Origin of the sequence: Segatella sinensis (genome assembly GCF_040095255.1) — a bacterium.
GTDB classification, from domain to species: domain Bacteria; phylum Bacteroidota; class Bacteroidia; order Bacteroidales; family Bacteroidaceae; genus Prevotella; species Prevotella sinensis.
Genome location: NZ_JBBNGE010000014.1, coordinates 27,360 through 44,457 on the forward strand (window position 1 = coordinate 27,360; position 17,098 = coordinate 44,457).

Below are 17,098 nucleotides of genomic sequence, written 5' to 3' on the forward strand. Positions count from 1 at the left end.
TTCAACACTCAACATTCAACACTCAACACTCAACATTCAACACTCAACATTCAACATTCTATGGCAGATACTTGTAAACCAGCATAGCCTTCTTGATATTCCAGACGGTGAGCATTGGCAGGGCACAGAAGAGTACCATCGCGCCCCAGTGGAGCACTGCATCGCTCATCGGGAAACCGTTGAAGATGTTCATCTGGTAAATCATATAATAGTGGCGCATAGGGAAGAGCTGTCCGATGGCCTGGATTGGCGAATCCATGGAGAAGAGTGGATAGGTGGCTCCGCAGATGGAGAAACTCACCACACCCCAAAGCGAACAGATACTCATCGACATGCGCAGGGAAGGCATCAGTCCGAAGGCAAAGATACCGAAGCACTGGCAGGACAATACGCTCAGAATGCCCAGCAGTATGATGGGTGCTGCACCTCCCGGATGCGGGAATCCCAATACATAATAGATGTAGAACTCGAAGAGCAGGAAGATGCTCAGGAAGATGAGCGTCTGAGGCAACATCTTACCCGCGATGGCGAGATAAGGATTGTTGTTCGCCATTCGCATCCAGTCTCTGGCTCTGTTGAACTTCAGTTCCGTTCCGATGGAATAAGGGGTGATCAGGAAGATGAACAGCATGATGAGTCCCGGCACCATCACGCTCGACAGATAATAGTTGTAGTTGGCGTAAGGGTTGCCTATCATGTGCAGATCCACGGCGATAGGCTGCAGGAAGGTCATGATTTCATCGTTCGTCTTTCCCAGTGCCGACAGCTTCGCCATACCTGCTGCTGCTCCTCCCAGGGTGGAAATGGTCTTCAGATCCCGGAAGAGCAGGGAGCCTGCTGCCAGCGAAACGCTGCTGTAGTAGAAGGAAATCTTCGGCTGTCGGGAAGCCATCAGTCCTGCCTCTGTTCCGTTAGGAATCACCAGGAAGGCATAGATTTCGTTCTTCTGGATAGCATGTCTTGCCTCGGCTATGTTTTCATAGTGAGCCACCACCTTGGTGGTCTGGAAAGCGTCGAGCTTATGCACCAGCTGGCGGGAGGTATGAGAATTGTCCTGGTCAACGATGCCCACAGGCATATCCGTAGGCACACCTCCCTGCATCAGGGTAGTGAAGAAAATCACCACCACGATGGGGAAGATGACCATGCAGAAGAGATAGATGGGATTCTTCCGCATGATGCCGCACTCTCTACGGGCAATATGATATAATTTCTTGAACATAGAACTTGTTTACTTTGAACATTGAACTTTGAGCTTTGAACTTTATGATATGCTTAATTTCTCAAAATTTTATAGTAAACTCAAAGAAGAAAACTAATCATAAAGTTCAAAGTTCAAATCTCAAAGTTCAATGTTATTTAATGATGAGTGACATTCCCGGGCGCAATCCCTCCAGCTTGGTGATAGGACGTGCCTTCACCTCGAAAGTCTTGCGGTCGTAGTCGCCATTATCCTTGGTTGCCTTCCAGGTAGCATAGGAACCCTGGTCTTTCAGATAGTAAACCTTCATCTTGATTTCCTTGTTGAAGGCAGGAACGAAAGCGGTGAACTCATCGCCCTTGTTCAATCCCTGGAGATGATCCTCGCGAACATTGAAGGTTCCCCACATATCGCTCATGATAGAGATGCTCATGATAGGAGAACCGAGACCCACCAGCTCGCCTACCTTAGGATAGACATTGCTGACCTCGCCTTCGCACTGTGCCACCTGAACAGTCTCCTTCAAGAGATTCTTCACTACATCTACAGCGCTCTTGGAAGCCTGTGTGTTGTTGGCAGCCATGCGCTTCTCCTGCTCGCGGGCACCATTCTTCGCCATCTCATACTGGCTCTTGGCTGCTGCCACCTGAGCCTCTGTAGCCTTGTAGGCAGCAAATGCTTCGTCGCGCTTCTGACCGCTGATTACACCGTCGTTATAGAGGTTCTGCATGCGGTCGTAAGTCTTCTTGGCAATGGTTGCAGCAGCTTCTGCCTGCTGAACCAGCTGGAAGGCACCCTGAATCTGCTCCTTGCGCGCACCGGCATCGGTAAGATCCTTCATGGCCTCTGCTGCGGCATTGGTTGCCTGGAGCATCTGCTCCTGCGATTTCATCTCTGGAACTTCGAGGATAGCGAGGGTGTCGCCCACGTGAACGTAATCGCCCTCCTTGACTCTCAGTTCTACGATGCGGCCTGGCAACTTGCAGGATACTCTGTATTCTGATACTTCTACCTCGCCCTGGATAGTGTCGTCTTTCTGCTCAAGCGTGAAGAAGCCGATGATTCCCACGAGTATGACAACTGCCGTAAAACCGATAACGGCAAGCAGTATATTGTTATGCTGTGATTTCTTAGACATGTTTTTTCTGAATTTGAATTTTTAAAAATGTTTCTTTTGTTACTGCAGAATACCGAGCGCCTTGTTGAGCCCTACCTGTGTCAGCTTCACGTCGATTTCCGCATCGATCTTCTGGCTCTGTGCCTGCTGCCAGGCAGTCTGGGCTGCCATCACATCAGTTACCTCCATCACTCCTTCCTTGAATCCGAGGTTGGCGCATCTCAGGTTCTCGTTGGCGCTGTCAATGTTCTTGATGGCCATGTTGAGCTTCTTTTCTGCTTCCTTCACCTTGAACTGGCTTTGGGTAATCTGGAGATGGATCTTCTCGCGGGTATCGTCGAGGTTCATCTGGGCAATGTTGGTGGCTGCCTTGGATGCACGCACCTTATAGGCTCCGTCGAACCAGTTCCATACCGGAACCTGCACGATGACACCAATATTCCATACACCGGTAAACTTCTTCTGGAAACCATTGAACACATTTGGATTCGAAATGGTGTAGCCGCCGGTCAATGCCACATGAGGCAGATAGACGGCGCGAACCAGATTGGTGGCTTGCTTGGAAATATCGACCGTATTCTGGAGCATGCGCAATTCCGGACGGGTATTCATCGCAGAATCAGAAGCGGCTACTCGCTGCTGCTCTGTATCCACAGGAGTTCCCGAAAGAGCCAGCGTCTCCTTGTCTTCATCGGCAAGAGTCACTTCCTGGTTCATCGGAATGCCGCAAAGCTGACAGAGAAGCATCTTGGAGAGCACCAGACCGTCTTCAGCCTGGGTAATCTTCATCTCCGCCTCGTTCACCTTTACATCTACCTTCAGACCATCTGCCTTGGTGGCTACGCCCTGCTGAATCATCTTGTGAACATCGTCATTGAGCTTTTTCACCAGGTCTCTGTAGCTGGTGGCGAGCTTGTACTTCTGCTTCAGCGAAACGGCAAGCCAGTAAGCCTGGTCTATGCTGTAGAGGGTCTTCTGGGTCTGCATGTCGAGATCATTGTCTGCTATCTGCTCACCGATGTCTGCTATCTTGTTGGCAGCCAAGATGGCGCCGCCCATATAGATAGGCTGACGGAGCATCACGCTACCAGCCCACATATTGCGGGTGTCGGTGCGGAAAGCATCTACCACGCTCTGTCCGATGGCATTGCCCTGCTGCTGGATAGCGCTTCCTTTCTCGTTGAGCAATCCTCTGATTTTCTGTGCCTGTTCAGGGGTGAGCATTCCCTTGCTTACCAGATCGGCCATCACGTCGTTGGCATTGCCGGTGATTCCACCTACGATGTTGGAACCTAAATTGCTGAATGCTGACTTCTGACCATCATTGAGCAAAGAGATTTCCTTGCTGAACCATTCATATCCGCCCATGGCATCTACCTTTGGCAAATATTTCGTGCGTGCCGATTTCTTCAGGTTGGTCGCCACGTCCTTCTTGAGCTTAGAGGCATTGATCTGCTTGTTGTTGCGTAGCGCCATCGCACGACAACTGTCGAGGTTCAGAACCATCGTTTGAGCCTCGGCTGCAGTCATTGCTCCCATCAGCATGATAAGAGTTAGTATTTTTTTCATTCCTTTACTATAATATTATAATATTGGTGCAAATTTATGGAAATATTCGCAAACCACAAAGGATTTTTTATTATCAAATCTTTAAGAATCGAAAATTACCTTACATTATGGAAAAATGGAACATTCTTCTATTCAAATTCAACAACGATTTCTCCTTCCCAGTCGGGATTTACGGTGAATCCCAGGTTGCCTTTTCCGGAATCACCATCTTCTTTCTGGTCGGGGTCGGAGATAGTATGGTCTTTGATGCTGATATGGGTCTGGGTGATGTTGTTGCGTTTCACCGGGACGCCTTCCTTGGAATATTCCTTGATACTCTGGGCATCTGCATCCAGGATGTTGATGGTCATTTTCAACCCCTTGTTCTCTTCGCGTGGGAAGGTATAAACCGAATAATCCCTTTTCCCTTCCTGAAGCTTGAAGCTTTCGGTCTGCCGGCTCTGTACGCATCCATAACCCGTTACGGCGTCAAGGGTGCTGCTGCCTCCCGTATAGTAAAACTTGATGCTGTGTGCCTCGGCGGGGAGGGTGGCATCGGTAATATGGACCTTAAACTGTGCCACGGCTCTATTCAACAGGATGTAATTATCCGTATCCTCTCCATCTATCACATTGAAAGTGCCGTAATAGAAGAAGGTATCGGTCATCTTGTTCTTGTAGAATTTCACTTTCTCAGGGGAACTGATCGTACAGTTTCCGCTTCCGTTATGACCGATGGCAACCATTCGGTATTTTCCTGCATCCAGATTAATCCCGATATCATCGTAGCCATCTTCTGCTTTCAGATTCAGGGTCTTCACCTTTTCCTCTCCATCAAAAATGGCGATGGAAAGCCGGGAACAGTAATCTTCCAGAGGCTTTCCCTCTACTTCCTCATCTTCTTCTCCGCTTCTTGTTCCCGTAGAATTGTTTTTTGCCACGGACGCATGGATGATTACGTTGGCGTTTGCGTCATGTGAATTGGTACCCGAATCATCGAGTGCAAACTTTTCGCATGAAGTAAGCGTAGCTACCAGCATCAGCAAGAGGGATGCCAGCCAGACATAGGTCTTCTTCTTCATATCACTAAGTTTTTAAGTTTGCTTTCTATGCATGGTGCAAGACGTTTTCTTGCGCATGAAAGTCGCAGCAAATATACGATTTTTCTTCGAAAATGGCAAGGATATTCTAAAAAAACTGCATATTTTTGGCTAATTATCTTTTTTTTTCGTATATTTGCACCCGTTTTTTCAGCGAGAAGAATCATTTGTATCTATATATAACAAGGTACGCGCGTGAGAAATGGGTAAATATGGCATGGTATTTACATGAAAAGGAATTGGGTTTAAATAATAAGGAACAAGATATATTTATGGATAAGAAGATAAAAGCATTGTTTTTCGACATCGACGGCACGTTGGTGAGTTTCAAGTCTCACAGGATTCCGCAGAGTACTGTAGATGCTTTGGAGCAGGCTAAGGAGAATGGGGTAGAGGTGTATATTTCTACGGGACGCCCCAAGCAGATCATCAATAACCTCGGTCAGATAGAGCATCTCATCGATGGTTACATCACAGCCAATGGTGCCCGCTGCTTTGTGGAGGATACATTGGTGAGTCAGCACGCCATCCTTCCTTCTGACGTGAAGAAAATCATCGAGGCTGCTGATAGAGACAACTATCCTGCCATCGTGGTAAGCGAGAGCCGTTTTGCCATTCATCATTATACCGACGAGGTTTATGAAATCTTCTGCAAGGGATTGGGAGTGGATAGCAGCGTTTTTGTTACCGATCTCAATCGTTTGGGCGATGAGGCCATCTTGCAGGTCACTCCTTTCTGCACCGTAGAGCAGGAAGCGCTCCTGATGCCTACGCTCGAAAGCTGCACTTCCGGCAGATGGCATCCTGCCTTTACCGACATCACGGCGCGTGGAGCCGACAAGGGAAAGGGACTCCAGGCAATGGCTGATTATCTGGGCTTGAACATTGAAGAAACCATGGCGTTTGGCGATGGCGGCAACGACATCTCTATCATCAAGAAGGCAGGTGTAGGTGTAGCAATGGGCAATGCTGGTGATGAATTGAAGCAGGTAGCCGATTACATTACGACTCATGTGGATGAGGATGGAGTGAAGAATGCCCTCATCAAGTATGGTGTTATTGCTGAAAACTAACGTTTTGTTGGCTTTAGTCATAAAAATCTGTCTAAAAGTTTGGAAATATGCAGAAAATATGCAAAAGGGACAAGAAAATAGCTTTTTAATTGCATTTTGTTAGCTAAAAATTTGTTTATTTTATAAAAAGTGTGTATCTTTGTACCCGATATTTGTAAGTTGTTTAATTTAAGAGAGAGAAATTATGACAAAAAGACTAACCATGTTAATGGGAGGGCTTGTTCTTTCAACAGGAATGGCTCTCGCACAGACTACTGTTACAGGTAAAGTTGTTTCTCAGGAAGACGGTGAGCCGATAATTGGCGCATCTGTAAAAATCGCAGGAACAAAGACTGGTACAGTGACAGATGTGGATGGTAACTTTACTCTGCCAAATGCAGGTAAGGATGCTGTTCTCGAAGTTTCTTATCTTGGTATGGAGCCAAAGAAAGTAAAAGCTTCTGCTAAGATGAAGATTATGCTGGTTGCTGACTCAAGAAACCTTGATGAGGTTGTTGTTACTGCGATGGGTATTTCCCGTTCTAGTAAGGCTTTGGGTTATTCTGCTGCTGTTGTGGGCGGTGAGAAAATCTCTGAAACTCGTACCAGCGACGTTATGTCAAGTTTGGCTGGTAAGGTAGCTGGTGTGCAGATTTCTTCTACATCTTCTGACCCAGGTGCTTCTAATTCTGTCATCATCCGTGGTGTCAGCTCATTGTCGGGTAACAACCAGCCTTTGTATGTTGTTGATGGTGTGCCATTGAATAACTCTTCTGTTTCCAGTAGCAATGGCTTGGACAATGGTTATGACTTTGGTAATGGTGCCAATGCCGTAAACCCTGACGACGTTGCCAGCATGACCATTCTGAAGGGTGCTGCCGCAACAGCACTTTATGGTAGCCGTGCTGCCAATGGTGTTGTGTTGATTACTACCAAGAGTGGTAAGAAGCAGAACAAGGGCATTGGTGTAGAGTATAATGGTGGTTTGCAGTTTGAGTCAGTGCTTCGTTTGCCTCAGCTCCAGAACGAGTTCGGTATGGGATGGTATGGTGACAAGACTGATATCGAGAATGGTTCTTGGGGACCAGCTTTCGATGGCTCAACCTTGAAATATGGTAATGTTTATGATAACTCACAGAAACTGAAGAGCTATCTTCCTATAAAGAACAATGTCAAGGATTTCTTTGACACGGGTCTTCGCTACAGCAACAGTGTATCTTTCAATGGTGCAACTGATGCTAGTAACTTCTTCTTGAGTCTTTCTCAGATTCATGATGATGGTATTATCCCTACTGATGCGGATAGTTACAACAAATATACATTCTCTGGTCGTGCTTCTCACAAGATCAAGAATGTAACTTTGAGCATGTCTGCCAACTATGCTTATCAGAAGAACAACTTCGTGACTACTGGTCAGAAGACAGGTTCTATGTACAATGCCATCATGCAGACACCTCGCGATATCAGTATCGTAGAGATGAAGGACTTGAATGATCCATTCAATACTCCAGGTTATTACTATACTCCTTATGGTGTAACCAACCCATACTATATCTTGAATAACTACAAGAATGAGTATGAATCTGAGCGTTTCTATGGTAAGTTGCAGTTTGACTGGGATATCTTCACCGATTTGAAGTTCTCTACCCGTTTCGGTCTTGATACAACTACTGGTGATCATAATACCGGTGAACCAAACATGTCTGCTCTTTATGCAAACACTCCCAACTGGGCGGATGCATTGAAGTCATTGACTGGTTCTGTAACAGAGCAGACTGAGCGTCGCCGTGAGATGGACTTCAATGCAATGTTCAATTACACACATAAGTTCATCGATAAGTTGGATGTAAATGCAGCTCTCGGTTTCAATGGTAATGAGCGTAAGTACTCATACTTGTATGGTGCTGTTACTAATTTGACAATTCCTACTTATTTCAACTTGACCAACTCTTCAGAGAAACCATCTCTTTCTCAGTATCAGTCACTTCGTCGTTTGATGGGTGCATACGGTCAGGTAGAACTCGGATGGGACGATTGGGCTTATTTGACAATGACCGCTCGTAACGACTGGTCTTCTACTCTTCCAAAGGGTAACCGCTCATTCTTCTATCCAGGTGTAACAGGTAGCTTCGTATTCTCTAAGTTCCTGTCTCCTGAGGCTCAGAAGATCGTAACTTTCGGTAAGTTCCGTGCTGCTTGGGGTAAGACAGGTAACGATGCCAGCGTATATATGACAAACTCTGTCTATGCTCAGGCTTCAGCTAGCACTTCAGGCTGGGGTTCTAGTAGCTTCCCATTCACCAATGGTAACTACAATGCTTATACCAAGGGCAATACTCTGGGTAGCAATACATTGAGTCCTGAGATGACAACTGAGTTTGAGCTTGGTTTGAACATGGCATTCTTGCAGAACCGTGTTTCTTTCGATGTTTCATATTATGACAGAAACTCTGATAAGCAGATCTTCTCTTTGGATATGGATCCTGCTTCTGGTTATACAGCTCAGAATATGAACCTGGGTAAGATCCGCAACCGTGGTATCGAGGCGTTGGTAAGCGTAACTCCAATTAAGACCAAGGATTTCAAATGGGATCTCTCTTGGAACTTCACCAAGAACAAGAGTAAGGTAATCTCTTTGCCTGAGGAACTCGGCGGTGAATCTGTCATCTACGGTTTCTCTGGTGGTACTTCTCTCTATGCTATCGTAGGTGAGGAACTCGGTGTGTTCAAGGCTTATACTTCTAAGCGTGATGACCAGGGACGTTTGATCGTTGATGCTAATGGTCTTCCTCAGAAGACTGATAAGCAGGAGATTGTTGGTAGCATGAACAGTAAGTATCAGATGGGTATTTCTAATACCTTGTCTTATAAGGGTGTCAGCCTGTCATTCGACTTTGATATCCGTAAGGGTGGTGTGATGTTCTCTCGTACCAAGAATATTGAATACTTCACAGGTAATGCTATCCAGACAGCATACAACCATCGTAACCCATGGATTATTCCAAATTCTGTGGTTCAGTCTGGTACAGATGCTAATGGTGCTCCTATCTATACAGAGAATACTACTGCTTTGACACCAACCAATATCTACAACTATTGGAACAATGGTGCTGATAACTACGATGCAGAATTCTTGGTTGACAAGAGTTATGTAAAGCTTCGTTCGGTAGTTCTCTCTTGGGATTTGCCAAAGGCTTGGTTGGCTAATACTTTCTTGACAGGCGTTAAGGTTTCTGTCTTCGGTAACAACCTCTTCCTCTGGACACCTTCTAGCAATACATTCATCGACCCAGAGTCAACCTCTTTCGGTAACGACTTGTCTGGTAACTTCGGTGAGTATTCTGCTAACCCAAGCTCACGCAAGATGGGTTTCAATGTTTCTGTTAAATTCTAAAGGTGGATCATTTATGAAAAAAATATTATTATGTAGTGCAGCTTGCCTCTTGGCGCTTTCTAGCTGCGATATGGATATCAATGAGAATCCAAACTATCCTGCTTCTGGTGATATTACACCAACATTGGAGTTCCCTGCTGTGCAGAATGCCATAGCTGCGGTTCCTGGTGATGCAATGTTCACTTATGGTGGCTATTTTGCTCAGTATTTTGAGCAGCGTCCTGAGTATAACCAGTATAACAATATTGCTGAGCTTCACTTTGATGAGGCTTCTCAGCTCTTCGATCGTTGCTATCGTACCATCTATGCCGGTGCGATGACTGATATCAAGGATATTGAGAGTAAGACTACCAATACAGCCAACCTCTATGTCTGCAAGGTAATGACAGCTTTGGCTATGCAGTATATGGTAGATGCTTGTAGCGATGCTCCTTATACAGAGGCTTGCCAGGGAAGCTCTAATCCTAATCCGGTTTGGGATGATGGTAAGAGTGTGTATGAGAATGTTTTGAAGGCTATGGATGATGCTGAGGCTGCTATTGCTGCTTCGGATAACATCGATATGACTGACCCTATGTTCAGCAAGAACCTGAACAGCTGGAAGCGTTTTGCCAATGCCCTCCGTCTTCGTATGTATATGCGTCTGATTGATGCAAATGTAGATGCGGCTAATTATACTGCCAAGGCTAAGGCTATCGTGGCTAACGGTATCCTCCCTGTTTCTGATGTAGTATTTAATGTATATAGCAATGCAGAGGGACAGTATAATCCTTGGTATGGTAATATCTTCTCTTTGAATGCAAACAACTTCTGTGCTGCTTATCCATTGGTAACTTACTTCAATGCTACCAATGACCCTCGTGAGGCCTATGCTTTGAACAAGGCTACTGCAAGTGGTAAGTATGTAGGTGAGATTCCTGGTGCAAAGACTAAGTATTTGGATTGGGATGGTACTAAGTTGATGGATAAGGATGTAAGTCTCGTTAATACAGAGGTTGCCAAAGCTATGCCGGTTTATCTCTTTACTCTTAGCGAGGTTGAGTTCCTGAAGGCTGAGGTTGAGTTGCGATTCAATAACGATGAGGCTGCTGCCAAGGCTGATTATGAGGCTGCTGTTGAGAATGACTTCTTGTCTCGTCAGGTTGCAGGTTACTCTGATTTCATTGCAGGTGATAAGGTAAACTTCGATAAGCAGGCTACTAAGGAAGATAAGTTGAATTTGATCTATATGCAGAAGTGGGTTGCTTTGTTCTATCGTAATCACTTCGAGGCTTGGTCTGAGCAGCGTCGTACTGATGTTCCTGTCTTGTCTTCTGCTTCTGCCGAGAAGGTTCACAAGGATCCAACAAGCTATACTGCTGGTAATCTGATTGCGCCTGCTGTTAATTACTATGGTAAGGGCGGCTTGTGCAAGCGTATGCCTTATCCTTCAACAGCGCGTCAGCTGAACAAGAATACTCCTGCCGTTAAGACTTTGGCAGATCCTGTATTCTGGGATGTTAAGTAATCAATAGGTACTTTTATTCATTCATTATATAAAGATAAAAGATATGAAAAAGATATTGTTTTTGGCCTTGATGCTCAGCATGACTGCTGTTGGATTAACTTCTTGCAGCGACGATGAGGAGTTTACTGATTCAAGGATTACATATTATCCGGTTTTGGAAATCCAGGGTGATGACTTTGTTCAGGTGCCTATCGGTACCACTTATACAGAGCAGGGTTGTAAAGCTACGTTGAATGGAGAAGATTATTCTTCTAAGGTTGTAACGTCTGGTACTGTAGATGCTTCTAAGGCTGGTTTGTATTACATTACTTATTCTGCAACAAATGCTGATGGCTTCTCAGTATCTACTACTCGTACTGTAGCTGTCTGTGATCCAACCATTACAACAGATATGTCGGGTACCTATACTCTCCAGGCTGGTTCTCATCGTGATTATCACAAAGAGGATGGTTCTGTAGCTACTACTTCTTTCTCTGGTTATACCGTTAAGGTTACTAAGGCTGCACCTGGCATCTTCTATGTAAGTGATATGATGGGTGGTTACTATGACCAGAAGGCTGGTTATGGTTCAAGCTACGCAATGACAGGTTACTTCCAGTTGTTGGCTGATAATTCTCTGGTCTTGCTTTCTAGTTCTGTGGAAGGTTGGGGCGATTCTGCTACTGGCTTTAAGGATGGAAAGTATGATCCTGCTACAGGAGAAATCTCTTACGTGGTGAATTATGCTACATCAATGGATTTCGTCATCACATTGAAGTAATAAAAAAAATTAAGATTTTAAAGGAATAAGATTATGAAGAAATATATTTCAATGTTTATGTTCGCCTTGCTGGGCTGCTTAGCTCTTGTGTCTTGTGATACTGAGACTGATGAGTCGGCTGGTGGAACTGCCGTTGAGCAGATGGCTGGTATTTGGGATGTACAGGTTGATGCTGTAGATGAAAATGGTAATGTTTTGTATGAAGATCCGTATGGATTGGGTACCATTACTGTGAATACCTACAATACTGCTGCCAATAGCGATAAGGAAATGTGGTTGCAGGATGCTGGCTTCTGGGGCGTACAGATGAAAGTGGATGTAGATTATGCTGCCAAAACTTTCTCTGCAGCTGCTGGTTCTAGCTATAATCCTTCTAATGCTGAGGCAGGCAATGTTGAGTTGCTCGAAGGTCAGGTGTTATTGAATCAGGGAAAGAACCTTCACGGACTTCCTTGTGATAGCATCTGCTATAAGGTTAAGTTCAGCGATGATGATAATGCTTTGACTTATCGCATCTCAGGAGTTAGACATTCTGGCTTCTATGAATAATAGATTAAACTCTATTAAAATAATAAATGGATATAATATAAGGCAAAGTGATTTGCCTCGTTGTTGACCAAGTCAACACTTATATCTCTCTCGTCTTGGGGACTGGCAGTGGCCGGTCCCCTTTTTTTGTAAACATCAAAATATATACGTATTATGCCAAGAAACACGAAAGAACCAGAGTCTTTATTCCCTCCTCACCTTATCTCTTTCCCTTCCTTGTTGATGATGGAAATAAGAGTCAGGATAAAACTATTGACAAAAAGAAAGGCACGATACGCCTATATCGAAATGCCGAAGCCCGTATCTCCTACCACCTCAGGAAGTTAGGTGCTAAGATAGGTATCAAGGGCAAACTCACCCTCTATGTCGCCCGCCATTCCTGGGCAACGGCAGTAAGAGATAACCATATCTCTATCTCAGTCATCAGCGAGGCATTGGGACATCATACCGTAACCACCACACAGATCTATCTCCGCTCCATCAAAAGCTCAGAAGTGGATGATGCCAATGCCAGGATACTGGCAGTTCTATAAGCCGAAAAAAGAATAAAATAGGGATTTTGAAAAATGAACCAAAATGAACCAATTTTTCTGAATCTTTACATAAGAGACACAGAAATGACGAAAACATACTTTCAATCAACGACTTAGAAAATTGCGTATGATAAGAATTCTAAAAAAATGTTGATTTTCGTAGAATGATACTAATTTTTTAACACGCATAATTTGCTAGTTTGCAACAATATTCGTATTTTTGCAGAGAGTATCTGTGTCTCTTATGTAGAGATTCAGATGATCGACATCAAAAAACGAACTTGATTCGCATGATGAAAGAGACAAATATACAATCACAAGTTACGTCCACTATTGCAGGGGACGACGGCGAAGCCGTGGCAAATAGTGAAGAAACCGCTAAGAAATTGACTCTCCAAATGCCTAATGAAGGGCTTGAAAAACCTGCTGATGCAGGATGGTATGTGGCTGTAGTGAGAGTGAATTGTGAAACGAGAATAGCTGATTCTATACGGATAAATCTTAATTACAATCATATTTGGTTTGACTACTGGATTCCCAAGGTAAAAGTGGTTTATCTCGACAAGCGTTCCAATAAGCGAAGAGTGAAAGAAAAGCTGTTTCTTTCTACCTTCATCTTTTGCAATGTCTCTCAGAGACAACTTGATAAAATCCGATTCCGTTCGGATGTGTATAAGATGCTGACAATGCCTGGACAAAGGAAAATATACCAGATTCCCGACCAGGTTATTGCCAACTATCGATATTTTGTTGAGAATGACGAAGAGCCTGTCACTGCTGCCCCTGTTCCTTTGAAGAAAGGTATCAAAGTGCGAGTGACTGCAGGTAGCATGAAAGGTGTAGAAGCATACGTACAGAGCTATAATGGCAAGAAAGCCGTTATCGGCAGCGAAATCAAGTACATCAGTGGTGCAACGCTTACGATAAGTAGAAATTTACTCGAAGTCGTTGAAGAAGATTGAGTGGTAGAATGATCTTGTTGCATTAAAAAAGAAAACGTAGATATATACCCATTAATATATTTAGAATAAAGATTAAGTTATATTATTTATGAGTGATAAATTAAATCAGAATAGTTCAGAAAAGAAGCCATTCTCAGGGATGCTGTATCAGCTCAAAGTATCCCTTTTTGTAAACAAACTGACGAATTGGTATTTTTCTAAGGCTACACTGCCATATTGGTGCATCATGGTACTCGATAGCATCGCTATCGTAGTGGCAGGAATGATTGCAACCTATATCGCAGGAGGAGGCGAGCTGATAGCTTCCCATTTCTGGAACTATCTCCTCACTTTCATTTGTTCCCTGCCACTCTTCGTAGTCGGCATGCGAATCTTCCATACCTATTCCGGTATCATGCGCTACTCGTCATTCGTTGACCTGCTTCGCATTTCCGGAGCCCTCGTTGTCGGTTTCATTCTGAACAGCATTCTTCTCATGGTGGTGCCAGACAGTATCCGCTGTGAGCTTACCACGGAGGCTATTGTCGTCATGCTCTTCATATCCATGATAGAGATGTGGACGATGCGAATCCTCGTGAAGTATATGTACGACTCCAGTTTTTCAGCTGAAACCAAGACTCCGGTTTTCATACTCGGAGTAAGAGAGGGTGGTATCTCCTTGGCAAAGTCTATGCGCAACGACCATCCTTCACAGTATGTTGTCAAAGGATTCTCTACCGAAGAAGCCGCAGTGGTAGGCAGATTCCTGCTGGGTTGCGAAGTCTATTCCTATGATGAGACTTTGATAGGCGTCATGCACAAGATGAATGTCAAGACCCTCTTTGTAAGCCCTCTGGTCACAGAGAAGTTCCTGGAGAAGCAGGATATGATTGACAAGCTTACTGCAGAAGGCATCAAGATTATGATGATGCCGAAGGCACTGAGCTGGGACGGCAAGTCAAACCTCCGTTATCAGATGATGCACGAGGTAGATATCGAAGACCTTCTTCCACGAGACAAAATCGAAGTGGATATGAAGGCGATAGGAAAGCTCCTCTGCGGTCGCACCATTCTGATTACAGGAGCAGCCGGCAGTATCGGTTCCGAGATGGTGAAGCAGATTGCCATCTATAAGCCACAGCGCCTGATTCTCGTTGATGAGGCTGAGACCCCAATGCACGATGTCCGCCTCTTCATGAACAAGAACTATGCTGATCTTCCTTGCGAAACCATCGTAACCAGCATCACCAATGCCACCCGTATGGAGCGCATCTTCTCTGAGTACCATCCAGACTATGTATTCCATGCTGCAGCCTATAAGCATGTACCGATGATGGAGGACAACCCATCAGAGGCTGTGCAGAATAATATATATGGTACGCGCGTGATAGCCGATATGGCTGTGAAGTACGGCACCAAGAAGTTTGTGATGATCTCTACCGATAAGGCTGTGAACCCAACCAACGTGATGGGCTGCAGCAAGCGAATCTGCGAGATCTACTGCCAGGCATTGAACAAGGCGATTGTGGATGGCGAGGTAAAGGGTGTTACCCAGTTTGTAACCACAAGATTCGGCAATGTCTTGGGAAGTAACGGTTCCGTTATCCCAATCTTCAAGAAGCAGATTGCGATGGGCGGTCCGATCACCGTCACCCATCCCGACATCATCCGTTTCTTCATGCTGATCCCTGAAGCCTGCAAGTTGGTATTGGAGGCTGGAACCATGGGTAAGGGAGGCGAGATCTTCGTCTTCGATATGGGTAAGCCAGTCCGCATCGCCGACCTGGCAAAGCGTATGATAGCCCTTTCGGGAGTAGATGGCATCGACATCAAGTATGTTGGACTCCGAGATGGTGAGAAACTCTTCGAGGAAGTTCTGAACGACAAGGAGGCGACCGTTCCAACCCATCATCCAAAGATTATGGTAGCCAAGGTTCGTGAGTATCCATACGAATTGGCACGCAAGAACGAGGAAGACCTCTATCAGCTCTCCTTCACCTACGATGACATGGCGATAGTGAAGAAGATGAAGGAGATAGTGCCAGAGTACAAGAGCCAGCACTCGAAGTACAGCGAGCTTGATGCAAAGTAAACATTCAACATTTAACATTCAACATTCAACATTAAAAATAAAATAAAGATGTTATAACTCATATTAATCCTTTTCGGAGTTCTCTCTGTCATAGCCCTTCTCATCATCCTGTGGGACTATTTCAAGCATGGAGGTGCTGCGGTATGGGACCCAGAACATCCCGGTAGAATCATTACCCTGAAGGAAGCCAAGGCCAGAATTTCCTTCAGCCATTCCTTGACATCGAAGCAAGGACAGCTCTTGCGAACCCAGGGGAGGTCGCGATGGCCTAGAATCTCGGCATCGGGATAGTCGAGGGCGAGACCGTAGAGGAGGTCTTCCAGAGAATCTTTCTGGGCTGGAGTGCGAGTGTCGGCAGGCTTGCCTTTCTCGTCGAGACCACCCTCGTAGCAGATTCCGATGCTGTGGGCGTTGTAGTGACGGGCGTGAGCACCCACCTCGTTTGACGGATTTCCAGTTTACTTTCATGATGATTAGTGATTAATGATTAATGTGGGAGACAAAAGGAAGCGGGCAGGATGAGCAAGCATCCGTTCAGGACGATGAATTGACGATGTTGAATGCTGAGTGATTTCGTAAATCCATAGACGTTTGTTATAATGTTGAATGTTAAATGTTGAATGTTGAATTTTTCCCACACGGATACCATCCATAAGTATGATACTTAGCTGTCGTAACCAAGATACTTAGCTATCGTAACCAAGATACTTAATCCTCCATGGTATCGTTAGGATCGATGACGGCATCGCTGTTGATTTCGCAACCCTCCTTCTCGATCACAGCCCAGCCGTTGCCGTGCTCCTTGTGAATCTTCTTGAATCCCAGACGAGACATCACGGCACCGATGTTGTGAGAGTTCAGGTTCTGGCGCAGGGCAGGGTTGACACCAATCTTCTCCAGAATCTCCGAGGTGTAGCGGAACTTGATGTACTCCAGTGGCGTGTCGGGCAATGGCACCTTGTAATACTTCAATATCTGTTCCTCGGCATAGTTGGCAACCATGAAGAGGCGGTTGTGGAGGCGCATCAGCTCGATGTCATCGCGAGTCAGCCAGAATGTCCAGTTCAGAGGCGAGTTCTTGAAGAAAGCTTCAAGGTCGTAGGCAAGTCCGGCGCATCGGGTGATGTCAGCGCAAGCCTTGTCGCACTCCAGTCCCAGCAGATGCTCGTAGTAGCTCTGCGCCTTCTCCAGCATCAGGTGGAAGAGGTCGAGGATGGTTTAGCATGCGCTGCTTATAAAAAGAGTGAAACGCTAAAGTTCAGCTTCAGCCCTCGTTCTTGAAAGCTGCTGCAAAGATATGAAAA

13 protein-coding genes and 1 pseudogene are annotated in these 17,098 nt (G+C 45.3%); 8 read left to right on the plus strand and 6 right to left on the minus strand.

The genetic code is table 11. From position 1 onward, the window contains the following. Positions 1-58 precede the first annotated feature (58 nt). From AAAT87_RS05815 to AAAT87_RS05830, 4 genes are all read right to left on the minus strand, one after another. Positions 59-1,222 carry an ABC transporter permease gene (locus tag AAAT87_RS05815; RefSeq protein WP_089544665.1) on the minus strand — a complete coding sequence of 388 codons (1,164 nt, stop codon included), beginning with the start codon at positions 1,220-1,222 and terminating at the stop codon, positions 59-61. Positions 1,223-1,355: 133 nt separating this feature from the next. Next, positions 1,356-2,339 (minus strand): HlyD family secretion protein, encoded by a 984-nt coding sequence (locus AAAT87_RS05820; RefSeq protein ID WP_118311663.1) that lies wholly within the window; start codon positions 2,337-2,339, stop codon positions 1,356-1,358. A gap of 39 nt (positions 2,340-2,378) precedes the next feature. Next, positions 2,379-3,887: a TolC family protein gene (locus AAAT87_RS05825; protein WP_349225896.1), complete on the minus strand. Its 1,509-nt coding sequence runs from the start codon at positions 3,885-3,887 to the stop codon at positions 2,379-2,381. 128 nt (positions 3,888-4,015) lie between these two features. Then, a complete protein-coding gene (locus AAAT87_RS05830) occupies positions 4,016-4,948 on the minus strand; it encodes a DUF6562 domain-containing protein (protein ID WP_349225897.1) in 933 nt (310 codons plus the stop codon). A 290-nt stretch (positions 4,949-5,238) separates the two neighbouring features. Between AAAT87_RS05830 and AAAT87_RS05835 the strand changes: the two genes are divergently transcribed. The 8 genes from AAAT87_RS05835 to AAAT87_RS05870 all read left to right on the plus strand — a co-directional run bounded on the left by AAAT87_RS05835 (position 5,239) and on the right by AAAT87_RS05870 (position 15,794). Next, entirely contained in the window at positions 5,239-6,039 is an 801-nt protein-coding gene (locus AAAT87_RS05835; RefSeq protein WP_295024661.1) for a Cof-type HAD-IIB family hydrolase, read from the plus strand. Between the two features lie 184 nt (positions 6,040-6,223). Then, positions 6,224-9,412 (plus strand): SusC/RagA family TonB-linked outer membrane protein, encoded by a 3,189-nt coding sequence (locus tag AAAT87_RS05840; protein ID WP_296974019.1) that lies wholly within the window; start codon positions 6,224-6,226, stop codon positions 9,410-9,412. A 13-nt stretch (positions 9,413-9,425) separates the two neighbouring features. Continuing rightward, on the plus strand, positions 9,426-10,919 hold the full coding sequence (locus AAAT87_RS05845; RefSeq protein WP_294971798.1) for a SusD/RagB family nutrient-binding outer membrane lipoprotein: 1,494 nt from the start codon (positions 9,426-9,428) through the stop codon (positions 10,917-10,919). Positions 10,920-10,962: 43 nt separating this feature from the next. Continuing rightward, positions 10,963-11,679 carry a BT_2262 family domain-containing protein gene (locus AAAT87_RS05850; protein ID WP_294971801.1) on the plus strand — a complete coding sequence of 239 codons (717 nt, stop codon included), beginning with the start codon at positions 10,963-10,965 and terminating at the stop codon, positions 11,677-11,679. Positions 11,680-11,712: 33 nt separating this feature from the next. Next, positions 11,713-12,228: a lipid-binding protein gene (locus AAAT87_RS05855; protein WP_349225898.1), complete on the plus strand. Its 516-nt coding sequence runs from the start codon at positions 11,713-11,715 to the stop codon at positions 12,226-12,228. Positions 12,229-12,275: 47 nt separating this feature from the next. Next, on the plus strand, positions 12,276-12,761 hold the full coding sequence (locus AAAT87_RS05860; RefSeq protein WP_349225899.1) for a tyrosine-type recombinase/integrase: 486 nt from the start codon (positions 12,276-12,278) through the stop codon (positions 12,759-12,761). A gap of 290 nt (positions 12,762-13,051) precedes the next feature. After that, a complete protein-coding gene (locus tag AAAT87_RS05865) occupies positions 13,052-13,723 on the plus strand; it encodes a transcription termination/antitermination NusG family protein (protein WP_349225900.1) in 672 nt (223 codons plus the stop codon). 139 nt (positions 13,724-13,862) lie between these two features. After that, positions 13,863-15,794, plus strand: coding sequence for a polysaccharide biosynthesis protein (locus AAAT87_RS05870; RefSeq protein WP_412458960.1), 1,932 nt, complete (start codon positions 13,863-13,865; stop codon positions 15,792-15,794). Between the two features lie 116 nt (positions 15,795-15,910). Here the strand turns inward: AAAT87_RS05870 and AAAT87_RS05875 are convergent. Further along, positions 15,911-16,243, minus strand: a pseudogene (locus AAAT87_RS05875) (N-acetylmuramoyl-L-alanine amidase); the annotation flags it as partial. 259 nt (positions 16,244-16,502) lie between these two features. Beyond that, positions 16,503-16,988, minus strand: a complete 486-nt coding sequence (locus AAAT87_RS05880) for a BT4734/BF3469 family protein (RefSeq protein ID WP_295024668.1) — start codon at positions 16,986-16,988, stop codon at positions 16,503-16,505. Between the last annotated feature and the right edge of the window lie 110 nt (positions 16,989-17,098).